The sequence below is a fragment of the Tenacibaculum dicentrarchi genome (assembly GCF_964036635.1).
Classification (GTDB): Bacteria; Bacteroidota; Bacteroidia; order Flavobacteriales; family Flavobacteriaceae; genus Polaribacter; species Polaribacter dicentrarchi.
The window spans coordinates 589,870-609,732 of sequence record NZ_OZ038524.1 but is presented as its reverse complement, the minus strand read 5'-3'; the positions used below and the strand labels follow the sequence as shown (position 1 = coordinate 609,732).

The following is a 19,863-nucleotide window of genomic DNA, read 5'->3' as shown; positions in this document are numbered from 1 at the left end:
TTTTTATCTATTAATGTATAACCAACCTACTTTTGGTTTTGAACCATCTCCTAAATCAATAACATAATAATAAGTTCCTGGTGGTAATTTTTCATCAACAACTAGTGTTGTTCTTCCGTTTGAAATTCCTTTAAATGAAACACTTTCATTATTATACCCTGAAGCTTTATAAACTGTATTTCCCCATCTATTGAATATCTCTACAGTATTATTTGCGTATTCGGGCTTATCAATACAAGAAATAAAGAAGCTATCATTTTCACCATCGTTATCTGGTGTCATGATGTTGTATGGCGTTCCACAAGGAAGTGATTTTTTCTTAACTAAAATCTTAACTTTTGCTGTAGCACAATTTGTTGGATTTGCTCCATTTTCGCAAATCTGATACTCTAATTCATACAATCCTTCTGTTACACTCTCTGAAACCATAATAGTTCCATCAGTATTGAACGTAAATCCTGGTTCATTATTTTGGTTTGGATTGGGGGTTAAAGTAACTTCATCTTTTCCTGTTCCTACAACTATTGGATTTCCATTAAATGTATCGTTATCGATTATAGATGGAGTATTTTCTCCTGCTAATACTGGTGTTGTTGTATAATCGTCAACAATAGGTTCAATTACTGACTCTACATTCACCGTTACCGTTGCTGTTGAACAAAATGATATTGGGATGTCATCATCACATAAAGTATATGTAAAGGTATCTTTTCCTACAAATCCTAATGCTGGTGTATATGTAAATGTTCCATCGCCATTATTTATAACCGTTCCACCTTTCGTACTTGTCGTATCAAAACTCGTGATTGTTGCATTGTCTAAAACACTATCATTTTCTAGTACATTTCCTGTTGTTACAGCTGTATCTTTTAACGTTGATACTTCGTCAGATTTAGCTGTTGGGTTTTCATCATTTCCTAGTGGAATTGTGATGGTTGCTGGTGTTGCATCTTCGCCGCTATCATTATCTATTGCTGCGATATTAAAAGTAGCATCATCATTTGTACTTCCATCAGGATCAAATTTTAAGCCATCTGCTTGGGCTAATGTTAACACTTGATTTAAGGTTACAGGCGTTATTCCATCGGCTAAAAATAAGGTTCCACCGCTTGGTAAACTCGTGATTTTATAATTTTCAACCGTTCCATCGGTATCGTTTCCTGTTGGATTTACAATATCTGTTGCTCCCGCATCACTTGAAATACTTGCTGATGTAATATCATCGGTTGTTGGTAAGACATTTCCTAGTGGAATTGTGATGGTTGCTGGTGTTGCATCTTCGCCGCTATCATTATCTATTGCTGCGATATTAAAAGTAGCATCATCATTTGTACTTCCATCAGGATCAAATTTTAAGCCATCTGCTTGGGCTAATGTTAACACTTGATTTAAGGTTACAGGCGTTATTCCATCGGCTAAAAATAAGGTTCCACCGCTTGGTAAACTCGTGATTTTATAATTTTCAACCGTTCCATCGGTATCGTTTCCTGTTGGATTTACAATATCTGTTGCTCCCGCATCACTTGAAATACTTGCTGATGTAATATCATCGGTTGTTGGCAAGACATTTCCTAGTGGTATTGTGATGGTTGCTGGTGTTGCATCTTCGCCGCTATCATTATCTATTGCTGCGATATTAAAAGTAGCATCATCATTTGTACTTCCATCAGGATCAAATTTTAAGCCATCTGCTTGGGCTAATGTTAACACTTGGTTTAAGGTTACAGGCGTTATTCCATCGGCTAAAAATAAGGTTCCACCGCTTGGTAAACTCGTGATTTTATAATTTTCAACCGTTCCATCGGTATCGTTTCCTGTTGGATTTACAATATCTGTTGCTCCCGCATCACTTGAAATACTTGCTGATGTAATATCATCGGTTGTTGGCAAGACATTTCCTAGTGGTATTGTGATGGTTGCTGGTGTTGCATCTTCGCCGCTATCATTATCTATTGCTGCGATATTAAAAGTAGCATCATCATTTGTACTTCCATCAGGATCAAATTTTAAGCCATCTGCTTGGGCTAATGTTAACACTTGATTTAAGGTTACAGGCGTTATTCCATCGGCTAAAAATAAGGTTCCACCGCTTGGTAAACTCGTGATTTTATAATTTTCAACCGTTCCATCGGTATCGTTTCCTGTTGGATTTACAATATCTGTTGCTCCCGCATCACTTGAAATACTTGCTGATGTAATATCATCGGTTGTTGGTAAGACATTTCCTAGTGGAATTGTGATGGTTGCTGGTGTTGCATCTTCGCCGCTATCATTATCTATTGCTGCAATATTAAAAGTAGCATCATCATTTGTACTTCCATCAGGATCAAATTTTAAGCCATCTGCTTGGGCTAATGTTAACACTTGATTTAAGGTTACAGGCGTTATTCCATCGGCTAAAAATAAGGTTCCACCGCTTGGTAAACTCGTGATTTTATAATTTTCAACCGTTCCATCGGTATCGTTTCCTGTTGGATTTACAATATCTGTTGCTCCCGCATCACTTGAAATACTTGCTGATGTAATATCATCGGTTGTTGGCAAGACATTTCCTAGTGGTATTGTGATGGTTGCTGGTGTTGCATCTTCGCCGCTATCATTATCTATTGCTGCGATATTAAAAGTAGCATCATCATTTGTACTTCCATCAGGATCAAATTTTAAGCCATCTGCTTGGGCTAATGTTAACACTTGGTTTAAGGTTACAGGTGTTATTCCATCGGCTAAAAATAAGGTTCCACCGCTTGGTAAACTCGTGATTTTATAATTTTCAACCGTTCCATCGGTATCGTTTCCTGTTGGATTTACAATATCTGTTGCTCCCGCATCACTTGAAATACTTGCTGATGTAATATCATCGGTTGTTGGCAAGACATTTCCTAGTGGTATTGTGATGGTTGCTGGTGTTGCATCTTCGCCGCTATCATTATCTATTGCTGCGATATTAAAAGTAGCATCATCATTTGTACTTCCATCAGGATCAAATTTTAAGCCATCTGCTTGGGCTAATGTTAACACTTGGTTTAAGGTTACAGGTGTTATTCCATCGGCTAAAAATAAGGTTCCACCGCTTGGTAAACTCGTGATTTTATAATTTTCAACCGTTCCATCGGTATCGTTTCCTGTTGGATTTACAATATCTGTTGCTCCCGCATCACTTGAAATACTTGCTGATGTAATATCATCGGTTGTTGGCAAGACATTTCCTAGTGGAATTGTGATGGTTGCTGGTGTTGCATCTTCGCCGCTATCATTATCTATTGCTGCGATATTAAAAGTAGCATCATCATTTGTACTTCCATCAGGATCAAATTTTAAGCCATCTGCTTGGGCTAATGTTAACACTTGGTTTAAGGTTACAGGTGTTATTCCATCGGCTAAAAATAAGGTTCCACCGCTTGGTAAACTCGTGATTTTATAATTTTCAACCGTTCCATCGGTATCGTTTCCTGTTGGATTTACAATATCTGTTGCTCCCGCATCACTTGAAATACTTGCTGATGTAATATCATCGGTTGTTGGTAAGACATTTCCTAGTGGAATTGTGATGGTTGCTGGTGTTGCATCTTCACCGCTATCATTATCTATTGCTGCGATATTAAAAGTAGCATCATCATTTGTACTTCCATCAGGATCAAATTTTAAGCCATCTGCTTGGGCTAATGTTAACACTTGGTTTAAGGTTACAGGCGTTATTCCATCGGCTAAAAATAAGGTTCCACCGCTTGGTAAACTCGTGATTTTATAATTTTCAACCGTTCCATCGGTATCGTTTCCTGTTGGATTTACAATATCTGTTGCTCCCGCATCACTTGAAATACTTGCTGATGTAATATCATCGGTTGTTGGTAAGACATTTCCTAGTGGAATTGTGATGGTTGCTGGTGTTGCATCTTCGCCGCTATCATTATCTATTGCTGCGATATTAAAAGTAGCATCATCATTTGTACTTCCATCAGGATCAAATTTTAAGCCATCTGCTTGGGCTAATGTTAACACTTGGTTTAAGGTTACAGGTGTTATTCCATCGGCTAAAAATAAGGTTCCACCGCTTGGTAAACTCGTGATTTTATAATTTTCAACCGTTCCATCGGTATCGTTTCCTGTTGGATTTACAATATCTGTTGCTCCCGCATCACTTGAAATACTTGCTGATGTAATATCATCGGTTGTTGGTAAGACATTTCCTAGTGGTATTGTGATGGTTGCTGGTGTTGCATCTTCGCCGCTATCATTATCTATTGCTGCAATATTAAAAGTAGCATCATCATTTGTACTTCCATCAGGATCAAATTTTAAGCCATCTGCTTGGGCTAATGTTAACACTTGGTTTAAGGTTACAGGTGTTATTCCATCGGCTAAAAATAAGGTTCCACCGCTTGGTAAACTCGTGATTTTATAATTTTCAACCGTTCCATCGGTATCGTTTCCTGTTGGATTTACAATATCTGTTGCTCCCGCATCACTTGAAATACTTGCTGATGTAATATCATCGGTTGTTGGTAAGACATTTCCTAGTGGAATTGTGATGGTTGCTGGTGTTGCATCTTCGCCGCTATCATTATCTATTGCTGCGATATTAAAAGTAGCATCATCATTTGTACTTCCATCAGGATCAAATTTTAAGCCATCTGCTTGGGCTAATGTTAACACTTGGTTTAAGGTTACAGGCGTTATTCCATCGGCTAAAAATAAGGTTCCACCGCTTGGTAAACTCGTGATTTTATAATTTTCAACCGTTCCATCGGTATCGTTTCCTGTTGGATTTACAATATCTGTTGCTCCCGCATCACTTGAAATACTTGCTGATGTAATATCATCGGTTGTTGGTAAGACATTTCCTAGTGGAATTGTGATGGTTGCTGGTGTTGCATCTTCACCGCTATCATTATCTATTGCTGCGATATTAAAAGTAGCATCATCATTTGTACTTCCATCAGGATCAAATTTTAAGCCATCTGCTTGGGCTAATGTTAACACTTGGTTTAAGGTTACAGGCGTTATTCCATCGGCTAAAAATAAGGTTCCACCGCTTGGTAAACTCGTGATTTTATAATTTTCAACCGTTCCATCGGTATCGTTTCCTGTTGGATTTACAATATCTGTTGCTCCCGCATCACTTGAAATACTTGCTGATGTAATATCATCGGTTGTTGGCAAGACATTTCCTAGTGGAATTGTGATGGTTGCTGGTGTTGCATCTTCGCCGCTATCATTATCTATTGCTGCGATATTAAAAGTAGCATCATCATTTGTACTTCCATCAGGATCAAATTTTAAGCCATCTGCTTGGGCTAATGTTAACACTTGATTTAAGGTTACAGGTGTTATTCCATCGGCTAAAAATAAGGTTCCACCGCTTGGTAAACTCGTGATTTTATAATTTTCAACCGTTCCATCGGTATCGTTTCCTGTTGGATTTACAATATCTGTTGCTCCCGCATCACTTGAAATACTTGCTGATGTAATATCATCGGTTGTTGGCAAGACATTTCCTAGTGGTATTGTGATGGTTGCTGGTGTTGCATCTTCACCGCTATCATTATCTATTGCTGCGATATTAAAAGTAGCATCATCATTTGTACTTCCATCAGGATCAAATTTTAAGCCATCTGCTTGGGCTAATGTTAACACTTGGTTTAAGGTTACAGGTGTTATTCCATCGGCTAAAAATAAGGTTCCACCGCTTGGTAAACTCGTGATTTTATAATTTTCAACCGTTCCATCGGTATCGTTTCCTGTTGGATTTACAATATCTGTTGCTCCCGCATCACTTGAAATACTTGCTGATGTAATATCATCGGTTGTTGGTAAGACATTTCCTAGTGGAATTGTGATGGTTGCTGGTGTTGCATCTTCGCCGCTATCATTATCTATTGCTGCGATATTAAAAGTAGCATCATCATTTGTACTTCCATCAGGATCAAATTTTAAGCCATCTGCTTGGGCTAATGTTAACACTTGATTTAAGGTTACAGGCGTTATTCCATCGGCTAAAAATAAGGTTCCACCGCTTGGTAAACTCGTGATTTTATAATTTTCAACCGTTCCATCGGTATCGTTTCCTGTTGGATTTACAATATCTGTTGCTCCCGCATCACTTGAAATACTTGCTGATGTAATATCATCGGTTGTTGGCAAGACATTTCCTAGTGGTATTGTGATGGTTGCTGGTGTTGCATCTTCGCCGCTATCATTATCTATTGCTGCGATATTAAAAGTAGCATCATCATTTGTACTTCCATCAGGATCAAATTTTAAGCCATCTGCTTGGGCTAATGTTAACACTTGATTTAAGGTTACAGGCGTTATTCCATCGGCTAAAAATAAGGTTCCACCGCTTGGTAAACTCGTGATTTTATAATTTTCAACCGTTCCATCGGTATCGTTTCCTGTTGGATTTACAATATCTGTTGCTCCCGCATCACTTGAAATACTTGCTGATGTAATATCATCGGTTGTTGGCAAGACATTTCCTAGTGGTATTGTGATGGTTGCTGGTGTTGCATCTTCGCCGCTATCATTATCTATTGCTGCGATATTAAAAGTAGCATCATCATTTGTACTTCCATCAGGATCAAATTTTAAGCCATCTGCTTGGGCTAATGTTAACACTTGGTTTAAGGTTACAGGCGTTATTCCATCGGCTAAAAATAAGGTTCCACCGCTTGGTAAACTCGTGATTTTATAATTTTCAACCGTTCCATCGGTATCGTTTCCTGTTGGATTTACAATATCTGTTGCTCCCGCATCACTTGAAATACTTGCTGATGTAATATCATCGGTTGTTGGCAAGACATTTCCTAGTGGAATTGTGATGGTTGCTGGTGTTGCATCTTCGCCGCTATCATTATCTATTGCTGCGATATTAAAAGTAGCATCATCATTTGTACTTCCATCAGGATCAAATTTTAAGCCATCTGCTTGGGCTAATGTTAACACTTGATTTAAGGTTACAGGTGTTATTCCATCGGCTAAAAATAAGGTTCCACCGCTTGGTAAACTCGTGATTTTATAATTTTCAACCGTTCCATCGGTATCGTTTCCTGTTGGATTTACAATATCTGTTGCTCCCGCATCACTTGAAATACTTGCTGATGTAATATCATCGGTTGTTGGCAAGACATTTCCTAGTGGTATTGTGATGGTTGCTGGTGTTGCATCTTCACCGCTATCATTATCTATTGCTGCGATATTAAAAGTAGCATCATCATTTGTACTTCCATCAGGATCAAATTTTAAGCCATCTGCTTGGGCTAATGTTAACACTTGGTTTAAGGTTACAGGTGTTATTCCATCGGCTAAAAATAAGGTTCCACCGCTTGGTAAACTCGTGATTTTATAATTTTCAACCGTTCCATCGGTATCGTTTCCTGTTGGATTTACAATATCTGTTGCTCCCGCATCACTTGAAATACTTGCTGATGTAATATCATCGGTTGTTGGTAAGACATTTCCTAGTGGAATTGTGATGGTTGCTGGTGTTGCATCTTCGCCGCTATCATTATCTATTGCTGCGATATTAAAAGTAGCATCATCATTTGTACTTCCATCAGGATCAAATTTTAAGCCATCTGCTTGGGCTAATGTTAACACTTGGTTTAAGGTTACAGGCGTTATTCCATCGGCTAAAAATAAGGTTCCACCGCTTGGTAAACTCGTGATTTTATAATTTTCAACCGTTCCATCGGTATCGTTTCCTGTTGGATTTACAATATCTGTTGCTCCCGCATCACTTGAAATACTTGCTGATGTAATATCATCGGTTGTTGGTAAGACATTTCCTAGTGGAATTGTGATGGTTGCTGGTGTTGCATCTTCGCCGCTATCATTATCTATTGCTGCGATATTAAAAGTAGCATCATCATTTGTACTTCCATCAGGATCAAATTTTAAGCCATCTGCTTGGGCTAATGTTAACACTTGGTTTAAGGTTACAGGCGTTATTCCATCGGCTAAAAATAAGGTTCCACCGCTTGGTAAACTCGTGATTTTATAATTTTCAACCGTTCCATCGGTATCGTTTCCTGTTGGATTTACAATATCTGTTGCTCCCGCATCACTTGAAATACTTGCTGATGTAATATCATCGGTTGTTGGTAAGACATTTCCTAGTGGAATTGTGATGGTTGCTGGTGTTGCATCTTCACCGCTATCATTATCTATTGCTGCGATATTAAAAGTAGCATCATCATTTGTACTTCCATCAGGATCAAATTTTAAGCCATCTGCTTGGGCTAATGTTAACACTTGATTTAAGGTTACAGGCGTTATTCCATCGGCTAAAAATAAGGTTCCACCGCTTGGTAAACTCGTGATTTTATAATTTTCAACTGTTCCATCGGTATCGTTTCCTGTTGGATTTACAATATCTGTTGCTCCCGCATCACTTGAAATACTTGCTGATGTAATATCATCGGTTGTTGGTAAGACATTTACAGTTAATTTAGCGCTAGCTGTTTTATCTAAACACTTATTGTCAGCATGGGTAACTTTTAAATAATACTCTTTTCCAGTTAAACCTGTAGCATCACTAATATTTAAAATTGCTGTATTAGAATCTGTATATACATCTGTTGTTATACTATTATCAATTAATACACCTGTAGTAGCAGGATCACCAATATACCATTGGTATTCTATGCCTAGATTTGCATTCCCCAGTGTTCCGTATGTTGGTACTCCAGCAGCATAAGAAGTCGCCTCATCTGCTGTTGCAGATGTTAAGGTAAAGCTTGTTGCTTGCCCTTCGGTTACTGTTTTATCAACTAAAGCAGTAAAATCGGCAGTTAATTTTGTCGCTTTTATTTCGTTACCTGTTACGCCATTATAGCTGCTTGCTAGTATTGCTCCTGATGTTGTTACTTGCCCAGTTGCATTAAAACCGTCTCCATCTAAAATACCATCATTATTTGCATCTATTCCTCCAGATTCAAGAACGTCATTACAACCATCACCGTCAGAATCTAAATCTAAATAATTTGGTACTCCATCATTGTCAGTATCACAGTGATTAATTTTAACAATTACATTATCGACATATTCATCGGTAGATACACTAATGGCTGCATTATTTAACCAAGGATAATTACTTGCTGCACCTAAATCTATTTCATTTGCTATAAAAGGAGCTCCTAAAATTCCTGAAGCATCATATTGATACCCCTTATTATCAGCATATAAATGCAAAATACCAGATCCGTTATCTTTAACATAATAAGTTGTAGATTGTCTAAACCAACCTTTTACCCTTGGAGGTGCTGTAAAATTAGGTAATGATGAATTAGGTTCTCTAATTAAAACACTTCCATGTCCATATAAAAATACACCATCTGGAGCTCCTGTATAATCTTCTTTCCAAATAGGGTCTTGATTAGGTGCACCAATAGCAATACCATATTCATTGCTTTCATTTGTTAAAGTTGAACCTGTAGCTTGTAACCCTAATGAAAAATCAGCTTCAACAGTATGTTTATCTCCATTTAATAAATTTACTTTATTTAAAACGATAAATGAAGACATTTGCTCTTTATCAACTATTCCTCCTCCATTTGCATCAATTACGATACTTGGATTACCATCAACTCCAGAAATAGATTTATATTCCCCTACATTTGTTGTACTCGTATTCCCTGGGTGTGAATTATAAGCTTCTTTTAGACCATCAATACCTGATACCCCAACCAAACTTCCTTTTGGAATATCTGTTCCTACTACTCCAGCTTCAAATGTTTCATTTATGATTATTTCTTCTACTATAGAACCAGTACAATTAGCATCTTCTTCTGCATCTAAAATACCATCATTATCATTATCTAAATCCAACGAATTAGAAATACCATCACCATCAATATCTCCTTCTGATACTACTGTAATTAAGATATCAGCACTATCATTCTTTGAACCATTAATAATATAGTTTATTGTTGGCACAGTACCATAATAATTTGCTTCAGGTACGAATACTAAATCTCCATTTACACTTAACGTTAATGTTCCTATTTTTGTTGCCGAAACTTCAATCTCTGTTGCTATTCCTAAATCTAAAGCAGTTGGAGTTCCATCTCCATTTGCATCTACAGTTGCGCTTACTACTGTTAACATTACGCTTTCTGAATCACTATCAACTCCATTTCCGTTATTTCCTGTGATAACATTTCCAGTGATATCCCCGCCATTTTCATTTCCTGAAAAATTATCATTAGTTGCCGTGGTAGTACAAGTATTTACTTTTACCGTAACTTTATTGGTTAATTCAATATTACATGTTCCTTTTGTTGCATAAATATTATAAACAGTTGTTGTAGTTGGCGTCACCTTAAGCGTTAAATCACTAGTTAACAACTGTGTAGCAGAAGCTCCTGTTACTTCACTATCATCACTTTCTAAACGCAATTGATAAGTTACTCCAACCTCTGCACTTGTTATTGTTATTGAAGCTTCTGAACCGCTACAAATGGTCGGGTTACTAACTATTAAACTATCATCAGGATTAACACAAATAACACAGGTAGATCCTTGTTTATCTTTATCATAAGGATTTGTAGTTAAATCAATAGGATCTTTTAAAATTCCAGAATCTACAGAAGTTTCTAAAGCATCATATAAACCATTTACTCCAACACCCATTGCAATTTCTGCTGGAGTTAAAGCTTTTAAACCTGCTTCTGTACCATCATCACAGCCGTCACCATCAGCATCTGTATTTAAACCTCTAGTACATATTGGGTCAATTGGAAATCTAACAACTTTAACAGCGTCTATAGTCACTACATCAGAACTATTCGTTCCCAGTTTTACATTAACAGAGGTTGATGTTGCTTTAAAAATGACCCTGTATACTTTCCAGTTAGGATCTAATGGTTGACTAGTCTTTGAAACTGTACTTGGAAAATCGGTAATAGCATAAGCACCAAAATCTGGATCATCACTAGTTAAAACATCACCACCTGTTATATCAACATAAGTTGAAGGAGCATAGCTAGATATACTTCCTGCATCACTATACCTAGGTAAAAACCCCATTTCATAAGTAAACTCATAATTTTCTCCTATAGTTAAACCTGTTAAATTATTAGAAATAGCCTCATTATTTAATGAAAAAATAATAAAAGCTCCACCATCAGTAATCGACTGCTTTATTGTAGGATGATAATCATTAGCTTGTTGATTAGAAGAAACTATATATTGCCCTTGTGTCCAATCTACTGACTCATGAAATATCCAATCATCTTTCTTTCCTATATCTCCATTTGCTGTAGGCATTTGATCCTCTAAATGTACTGTATAAAAACTTCCATCACTAGCCGTTTTCATTTTCCAACTTCCATCAAAATCACCTGTAGTTTTGGTAGGGTCATACTCAAAACTTCCACTAGAAGTTAAATCAGAAGTACATTCAAATTTATCTATAATACCATCATTATCATCATCAATATCAATATCATCAATAATTGAATCCCCATCAAAATCACTAATTATTGTAAATTCAGTAGCATCACTATAACAAGGACTTCCGTTATCATCACCTTCAAAAACGGCATAATAAGTTCCTGCTAAAACTTGTGATCCATTTGGTATTTCACTATCAACACTTGCTGGTAAAAAATAATACCATTTTACATTTTTTGTTCCTTTATTAGTTATCGTAGCATCAAAAGTGTTTAAATCAAATGTTGATTGACCTGTAATAGGTATCGTCGGATTCGTTGCAAACTGTGGTGGATTACCTCCCGCAGTACAAGGGTTACACTTAATTGTTTGTATTTTGACTGCATCTAAATATATTCTCGTTGTATTAAAACCATCCCAGCCTTTTCCTACTAAACGAAGCCATTTATACCCTGCCGCTGTATCAATACCTACTCCATTAGGTACTGTTATAGTAACTTCTCCCATAACATCTTCAGGAAAAATAGGTGTTACCACTTTTGTTGTGTTGAACACTGTATTAGAGTTTCCAAACTCAATTGTTAACGGCTCATCATATTGAGAATAATAACCCCTAAAAGTAATAATAGCTCCTTCTGTAAACTCTTCTGCATATTCTAAAACTAAAGGTGTATTTCCAGAGTAATAATAATTAGAATTATCAGGACTTCCTAAAACTTGTGTTGCACTGCTTATTGCAACGTAATTATCAATTGTTAATTCCCCATTTGGGCAACCCTGCGCCAATACCAACGAGGGTATCAGAAATAAATAAGTGATTAAAAGCCCTGAGAGTAAAAGCTTATTTTTAATTAAGTAATAATTGACCTTCATAATAATTTAATTTTTTAAAGCATTAATGTAAAAAACACACTTGAAACTACATGTATATGTTTTTCTCTTAGAAAAACATATACTAACTTGATTTATTTACTTAAATACATACTACTTGAAGGGGGAGGAAATAATATGAACGCAAACAAATATTACGCCTATGCAAAATTAATGTTTTTTTTGTAAAAAAAGGATTTTAACAAAAAAAAAAGTACTGTAATAAAGAATAAAACATATTAAAAACATTTACTAATTAAATATTAAATTGTTTAAACTCTTACATAAATAAACATTAACCTGTAGACACGTTATTTCTAAAAAAGTCACATAGCTAGTAAAAAATGCCATTTTTTTATCCTAATACCTCAAACTAAGTATTCATCAAGTATTTTATTCGATGAATTACTTTACTTGATTCAGAGTAAAAGTGATAAAATAATTTTAAAAATTTGTTCTATAATTTTTTTAAAAACTTACCACGCTCATTTTATGAATATTACATTTAAATAAAAAAAAAACAAAAAAAATATAGACAAATATTTTGTAGCTTCTATAAACTGTTATATATTTGCAACCGCTTAGAGATATGTTTTTTTCAAAAAAATAATTCAAAGCTTGCAAGAAATTGCAATAACTTTACCAATGCGAAAGTAGCTCAGTTGGTAGAGCGTCAGCCTTCCAAGCTGAATGTCGCCAGTTCGAACCTGGTCTTTCGCTCATAGTCTTTAGAAGATAGACTTTAAAATCTTTATTTACCAATGCGAAAGTAGCTCAGTTGGTAGAGCGTCAGCCTTCCAAGCTGAATGTCGCCAGTTCGAACCTGGTCTTTCGCTCATAGTCTTTAAAAGATAGACTCTAAAATCTTTATTTACCAATGCGAAAGTAGCTCAGTTGGTAGAGCGTCAGCCTTCCAAGCTGAATGTCGCCAGTTCGAACCTGGTCTTTCGCTCAAAAGCCGAAACATCTGTTTCGGCTTTTTTTATGCTTTTAGTTAGATTCAGATTTTGTTCTTGTAAACTTCTAATTTTTTTTAAAAAATCACCTTTTATAGAAAATCTAATCTGTTAAACTAAACCCTCATTAATCACATTTTTTAGCTTTTTTTAATAATTTTAATCATTCGAGTGTTCTCGATATATTTTTTAAAAGAAAAATCACTCGAAATGACAGCGTAATTTTATTCTATTTTGGTTTTTAGGCAAGAGTTCTAAATGTTGTTTGAAGTTCTATTTTTACTTTTTAACACAAATGCCTAGCCCCGATTGTAGCAATTGTTTGAGCTCTTTTTTTGATTTTTCTTCAAAAAAAAGCGAGTGCGGAAAGCGGGAAACTGCTTCAAAAAAGACACACCTGTAATAAAATTATTTAACCTTTAGTTTATCTCCAAATAAAAACAAACCAACAATAATTGCACCGACAACTCCAATCATTAAAGGATTATTCGAAATAACAGTCGGTTTTAACAATAAAGTAAGTAAATAACCACCAATAGCACCGCCTAAATGCGCCGAATGACCAACATTATCTGCCTGGTTTTTCATACCGTAAATTGAGTATAATAAATACCCTATTCCGAAAACATAGCCAGGTAAAGGAAGTGGAATAGGAAACATTATTAGAGTCATATCAGGATACAAGATAATTGCCGAAAAAACAATTCCCGACACCGCACCAGATGCTCCAACAGCGCTATAATAATAGTCGTTTTTATGTTGATATAACGAATATAAGCTTCCCGCAAACAAACTTCCAAAATAAATAAACAAGAAATAAGGCGTTGAAAAATTACCCAAAACTGTTTTTCCAAAAAGATATAAAGCGTACATATTAAACCCTAAGTGCATCCAATCGACATGTAAAAAACCCGAGGTTAACATTCTGATTTTATCTCCATTTACAATTTGTTGAATTTGAAATTTATAGCGATTAAAAAAAGTAATATCGTTAAATCCTTTATAGGAAACCAACACGTTTGCCGCTATTAATAGTAAAATACTTTGACTCATATTTTTCGTTTAGAACCACAAAAATAATCAAAAGTTTATAAAGTAAATGATTGATAATTAAATACGATATTTGCATTTTTAAAATTTAATCTATGAAGTTTTTAAGTTTCGCACTTGTATATCCTTTTATTTGGATATTTTCAAGATTACCAATGCGTATTTTGTATGTTTTTTCTGATTTCTTTTTCGTGATATTGTACTATATTATAGGATATCGAAAAAAAATAGTTGAAACCAATATAAAAACTGCTTTTCCCAATAAAAATGAAGCAGAAATCACCCAATTAACAAAAAAGTTTATCAGTCATTTTGTTGATATTATTTTTGAGAGTATTAAGTCGTTTTCTATTAGTAAAAAAGAAATAAACAAACGCTACAAATACCTAAATGCCGATTTAATAAACAAATATGCCAAACAAGGGCGAAGTATTGTTTTAACAGGTGCGCATCAGGCAAATTGGGAATGGGCTTTTGCATTGCCACAATACTTAAATATTAGTTGTTATGGCGCATACACCAAACTGCAAAACCCTTATTTTGAAAAGGTAATTAAAAGCTCAAGAACCAAATACGGTTTTGATGGTGTGCCAACAAGATTATTTAATAAAAAAATTAATGAAAGACAGGCAAAAGGTATTCAAAGTTTATACATTTTATTAAGTGACCAATCCCCTCAATTAGCAAGAGCTAGGTATTGGGCTACTTTTTTAAATAAAAAAATCCCTGTACATACCGGAGCTGAAGTTTTAGCTAAAAAATATAATTTAGTTGTTATTAATATGAATGTTACTAAAATTAAAAGAGGGTATTTTGAAACATCTTTCGAATTAATTACAGACACACCAACTGATTTTGAAAATTATCAGATTACCGATAAATTTTTAGCATTGACAGAAAAAAATATCAAAGCACAGCCCGATTTTTATTTATGGTCGCACAAACGCTTTAAGCATAAAGATAAATATGATGAATGGTTAGAAATTAAAAAAAAATAAGTTTTTAATACAATATAAAGACAAGGTTTAAAAAGCCTTGTTTTTTTATATCTAAATTTTACGCACAAAAAAATCCTTCTTAAAAAAGAAGGATTTAATTTTTGGGTGGAAGACGGGATTCGAACCCGCGACCCTCGGTACCACAAACCGATACTCTAACCAACTGAGCTACAACCACCATTTAATTGCGAGTGCAAATATATAACTCTTTTACTGTTCTACCAAACTTTTTTTAAAGTTTTTTTTAAATTAATTCACTTATTTTTCTCACTGCTACGTAACGCTCTGAGGTAAAGCCTTCTGCAAAATCAACATTAATTAACCTTCCTAAATCTTTTGCTCTATAATTTATACTATCGGTAAAATTTTTACTGGTAATAGGTGTTTCAGGCTCCTTACTGTTCGGATCAAAAAATTGAGAAGCGTATGCTAAGACCGATTTTTCCTTTTTATCCATAAAACCTGTTACATCAACTACAACATCTGGGTCAATATTTTTCCACTGTATATAATGATAAACTAATTTTGGTCGCCACTTTTCTTGAACCTCGCCATTTAATATTGTTTCAATCTTTAATAATCCGCTTAAAAAACAAGCGTTCGATACTAAATCGCTTCCTTTTGGATGATCAATATGACGGTCATCAACAGCATTACATAAAACAATATCGGGTTGGTATTTTCGAAGCATTTTTATAACCGCTAATTGATGTTCTTTATCATTTTTAAAAAATCCATCGGCAAAACCTAAATTTTCACGTACTGAAACCCCCAAAATAGCAGCGGCATTTTCGGCTTCTATATCACGTAACTCCGCAGAACCACGTGTTCCTAGCTCTCCCCTAGTTAAATCTACAATACCTACTTTTTTACCCGAAGCGATTTCTTTGGCAATAGTAGCCCCACAACCTAACTCTACATCATCTGGATGTGCTCCAAAAGCTAATATATCTAATTTCATCTTCTTTATTTTAATATTTATTTTGATAGGCTAATTTACAAAATCGGCAGTAATGAGTTATAGATTGTCGTTATTTTATAATTCGCTTTTTTAAAATAGCCAAATCACTATCATATAAATTCAATATCTTCGTGCCCATGATTAGAATTGTCATTATCGGAGGTGGAAATGTTGCCCTGCATTTAGCCAATGCTTTTTGTAAAACAAAGGAAATTTCTTTGGTGCAAATGTATGCTAGAAATATTCAGCAAATCAGCCATTTAAAAAAACAAGTTGCTATTACTGATAACTTAAATTTATTAGCAGCTGCTGACCTTTATATTATAGCGGTTTCTGATGATGCTATTTCAGCGGTTTCATCAAAAATAAACAAGAAAAATAGCTTAATTGTTCATACCTCAGGAAGTGTTTCTTTAAATTCGTTACAAAATAACGGGAGAAAAGGTGTTTTTTATTTATTGCAAAGTTTTTCTAAGGATAAAAAAATTAATTTTGATGAAATACCATTTTGCTTAGAGGCGCAAAATAACGATGATTTTAAGCTCTTAGAAAGTGTAGCAAAATCGATTGGAAAAAAAATATATCCGATTAGCTCTCAGCAGCGAAAAACCTTGCACGTAGCCGCTGTTTTTGTAAATAATTTTACCAATCATTTGTATAAAATTGGCGATGATATTTGTAAAGAACACCGTGTTCCTTTTGAAATTTTACATCCTTTAATTGAAGAAACAGCTAAAAAAATTCAAGAATTATCGCCTACAGAAGCCCAAACAGGCCCTGCTAAAAGAAACGATAAAAAAACCATTCAAAATCATTTAGAACTACTCGATAAAGAACAACAAGAAATTTATCAACTTATTACAAAACAAATCCAAAAAACAACATAAATCCAACGAAATGGAAAAAAGTTATAAAGAAATATTGCCACAAATAAATACGTTTATTTTTGATGTAGACGGTGTACTAACCAACGGAATTGTAACGGTTTTTCCGAATGGTGAATTAGTGCGTCAAATGAATATTAAAGATGGATATGCCCTGAAAGCCGCAGTAAAATCAGGTTTTAGAGTGTGTATTATTTCTGGTGGTAAAAATGAAGGCGTGCGTACTCGTTTAGCGAATTTAGGAATTGAAGATATTTATTTAGGTGCTCACGATAAAATTAAGCAGTTTAATGAAATTATCAGCAAGTACAATTTAAACCCTGAAAATGTGTTATATATGGGTGATGATATTCCTGATTATCCGGTGATGAAATTAGTAGGTATGCCTTGTTGCCCAAATGATGCTGTTAGAGAAATTCAGCAAGTATCTAAATATATTTCTGATAAAAATGGTGGCGAAGGTTGTGCCCGCGATGTTTTAGAACAGGTATTAAGAGTGCAAGGAAAATGGGCTGAAAATTTTGATGCTCAGTACGATTAACCTTCGTTATTGTAGCGGTACTATTATTATTGGAGCAATTTTTGAAGTTATTTTTAATTAATTATTAATACAACCCAACAAACATGAGAAAATTATTTTTAAGCATCTTATTACTGTTAGTAGCAACAACAATTAATGCACAGTCTATTTTTGGCGAATGGGAAAACCGCAATGAAAAAACCAATACCGTAGATTCTGTAATTAAAGTCTATGAAAAAGATGGAAAAGCATTTGCTAAAATTATTGAAATAACCAATAAAGACAAACAAAAAGCAGTTTGCGATAAATGTAGCGGAAATCGTAAAAACACGCCTATTTTAGGCATGAATATTTTAACAGGCTTAAAAAAAGATGGCAATGAATGGAGCGGTGGAACTATTGTTGATCCTAAAAATGGAAAAGAATACAAATGTTATATCGAGCTTGAAAATGCCGATAAATTAAAGATTAGAGGCTATATCGGTTTTGCTGTTTTTGGTAGAACTGCGTATTGGTATCGAAAAAAATAAGGTTAATTTTACACTTTATTTTAATATTTTTTGATAAAAAAATGCTAACAAACTTAAAGTTTGTTAGCATTTTTTATTAATACGGAATTTCTAATTGTCCATGATTTTCGATATGGCTTGGCGGAATTACCGAAATTATTTTTGTTGCCTGATAACTAACTCGTGGTTTATTTGATGAGCTGGTATGAATTATTTTTAAATTAAATTTCAAATAATCATTTGGCTGAATTACAAATTTTCGATTATGATATTCCTCTAGCCAAGCTTCATCTGTAATTTTAACGTCAATAGGAGCACCTTCTCTTTGTAGTTTCCAATAAGAATTATCCGACAATAAATCCATTGTATTTATTTTTAAAACCTCTACCCTTTCTTGTGCTATGCTTGCATCGCCTAGTTCACTTAAAATTTTAGGAACATCAACAAAGCTTTTATTGGTTAATTTCGCTTTATTTTTTCCGCTTTTAAAACAAAAATACTCACCCCTCTTTAACTTACTTGTTTGTAGGCTAATTTCTTTAACGGTATTTAAAATGTAATAATTGTTTACCGAAAAAAATAATAAATGGCTGGGTGTTTCCTTTTTTATTTTCCTATTTATTTCGTTGGTTAATTTGTCTAACCCTTTTTTAGAAGATATTTGTTGTAGCTCAATTGCTTTTAAAGTTTTGTACTTTATGTGAACCAATAAATCAGCTAACCAAGCGGTTGGTTTTACACCATTTTTTAAGTAATCTCCTGGAGTATTAATTAAAACTTGCTTAATTTTTGTATTAATAGCTTCATATTGAATATCGACTAAATCGTATTCAACTTTAGCTTCTACAGAAATATTATAAACAATATGCCTGTCTAAAACCAATAATTTATCATAAAAGCCTGACAAATTATCAAATATTTTTGCTGGATTTTTAACACCTTTCAATTCAAAATTTAGTTCAAAATCATGTGCTGTTATCATTTCCATATATATTTTTTTACTACAATAACCGTACTTGTTTTTAAGGCTGAATTTCGTAACAAAAAACACCCTTATAACTCGTTTTTTTAAAACCTACAAAATTACTAATTTTCGGGTTATTTAGCTAATATTTTTTATTGCATAAAAATATAGCTAATCGTCTTTTTAATCTCTTATAATTCTCTAAATATTTTAGCCGATAAAAACTGATGTAATTTAGCTGACAAAAAGCCTATTATTAATCCATTTATAAAACCACAAAATATATCAATAGGAAAATGAACACCTAAATATAACCTACTATAAGCAAAAACTAATGGAAAAAACACCAAATATTTTATAGAAGGTACGTGTTTTTTTAAAAGTATAATTAAAAAAACAGTAACAACTGTAGAAGTGGTTGCATGACCTGATACAAAACTAAAATTCCCTGGATTTATTAATCTTCTTAATGAATTTTGTATTAATGGATTTCTATTAGGGCGCAAGCGTTCAAAAACAAGTCTAATTGCGTTTGTTAACTGATCTGAAAAAGTAATTAAAATAGCTATGAATACTAATGTAAATAGTGTTTTTTTCCAACCGAGGTGTTTAAAAATTAAAAATATTAAATATGCAAATAAAGGGATCCAATTAAACTGATTGGTAATTCCTAACCAAAGCCAATCCCATTGCTCACTTCCTAGATTATTTAAATAGATTAAAAGTGCTTGGTCTTTTTGTATGATATCTTCCATAAAAT

The 19,863-nt window shown here is 34.2% G+C and carries 9 protein-coding genes and 4 tRNA genes; 7 read left to right on the top strand and 6 right to left on the bottom strand.

The window, feature by feature from the left end:
* Positions 1-3 precede the first annotated feature (3 nt).
* Positions 4-12,264, bottom strand: coding sequence for a gliding motility-associated C-terminal domain-containing protein (locus ABNT14_RS02675; protein WP_348719396.1), 12,261 nt, complete (start codon positions 12,262-12,264; stop codon positions 4-6).
* Positions 12,265-12,908: 644 nt separating this feature from the next.
* Here ABNT14_RS02675 and ABNT14_RS02670 point away from each other — a divergent pair.
* The 3 genes from ABNT14_RS02670 (at position 12,909) to ABNT14_RS02660 (ending at position 13,213) form a co-directional block, all read left to right on the top strand.
* Positions 12,909-12,981, top strand: a tRNA-Gly gene (locus ABNT14_RS02670).
* Positions 12,982-13,024: 43 nt separating this feature from the next.
* Positions 13,025-13,097: transfer RNA gene (locus tag ABNT14_RS02665), tRNA-Gly, on the top strand.
* 43 nt (positions 13,098-13,140) lie between these two features.
* Positions 13,141-13,213: transfer RNA gene (locus ABNT14_RS02660), tRNA-Gly, on the top strand.
* A 412-nt stretch (positions 13,214-13,625) separates the two neighbouring features.
* Here ABNT14_RS02660 and ABNT14_RS02655 read toward each other — a convergent pair.
* Complete coding sequence (locus ABNT14_RS02655; protein ID WP_101902638.1) at positions 13,626-14,270, bottom strand: rhomboid family intramembrane serine protease; 645 nt, start codon at positions 14,268-14,270, stop codon at positions 13,626-13,628.
* A 92-nt stretch (positions 14,271-14,362) separates the two neighbouring features.
* On the opposite strand from ABNT14_RS02655, the gene ABNT14_RS02650 reads away from it, so the two are divergent.
* Positions 14,363-15,265, top strand: a complete 903-nt coding sequence (locus tag ABNT14_RS02650; RefSeq protein WP_101902639.1) for a lysophospholipid acyltransferase family protein — start codon at positions 14,363-14,365, stop codon at positions 15,263-15,265.
* Between the two features lie 103 nt (positions 15,266-15,368).
* Here ABNT14_RS02650 and ABNT14_RS02645 read toward each other — a convergent pair.
* Together ABNT14_RS02645 and bshB1 are read right to left on the bottom strand one after the other, a co-directional pair.
* Positions 15,369-15,444: transfer RNA gene (locus tag ABNT14_RS02645), tRNA-His, on the bottom strand.
* A gap of 65 nt (positions 15,445-15,509) precedes the next feature.
* On the bottom strand, positions 15,510-16,226 hold the full coding sequence (gene bshB1 / locus ABNT14_RS02640; RefSeq protein WP_101902640.1) for a bacillithiol biosynthesis deacetylase BshB1: 717 nt from the start codon (positions 16,224-16,226) through the stop codon (positions 15,510-15,512).
* Positions 16,227-16,363: 137 nt separating this feature from the next.
* Here bshB1 and ABNT14_RS02635 point away from each other — a divergent pair, with 137 nt between their 5' ends.
* The 3 genes from ABNT14_RS02635 (at position 16,364) to ABNT14_RS02625 (ending at position 18,160) form a co-directional block, all read left to right on the top strand.
* The gene (locus ABNT14_RS02635) at positions 16,364-17,113 is read left to right on the top strand and encodes a Rossmann-like and DUF2520 domain-containing protein (RefSeq protein WP_101902641.1); all 750 of its coding nucleotides are present in this window, start codon (positions 16,364-16,366) and stop codon (positions 17,111-17,113) included.
* Positions 17,114-17,123: 10 nt separating this feature from the next.
* Positions 17,124-17,651: a KdsC family phosphatase gene (locus tag ABNT14_RS02630; RefSeq protein ID WP_101902642.1), complete on the top strand. Its 528-nt coding sequence runs from the start codon at positions 17,124-17,126 to the stop codon at positions 17,649-17,651.
* A gap of 83 nt (positions 17,652-17,734) precedes the next feature.
* On the top strand, positions 17,735-18,160 hold the full coding sequence (locus ABNT14_RS02625; RefSeq protein ID WP_172505116.1) for a DUF2147 domain-containing protein: 426 nt from the start codon (positions 17,735-17,737) through the stop codon (positions 18,158-18,160).
* Positions 18,161-18,236: 76 nt separating this feature from the next.
* Here the strand turns inward: ABNT14_RS02625 and ABNT14_RS02620 are convergent, their stop codons facing one another.
* Positions 18,237-19,127: a hypothetical protein gene (locus ABNT14_RS02620; RefSeq protein ID WP_101902643.1), complete on the bottom strand. Its 891-nt coding sequence runs from the start codon at positions 19,125-19,127 to the stop codon at positions 18,237-18,239.
* A gap of 167 nt (positions 19,128-19,294) precedes the next feature.
* Positions 19,295-19,858: a phosphatase PAP2 family protein gene (locus tag ABNT14_RS02615; RefSeq protein ID WP_101902644.1), complete on the bottom strand. Its 564-nt coding sequence runs from the start codon at positions 19,856-19,858 to the stop codon at positions 19,295-19,297.
* Positions 19,859-19,863: the final 5 nt, after the last annotated feature.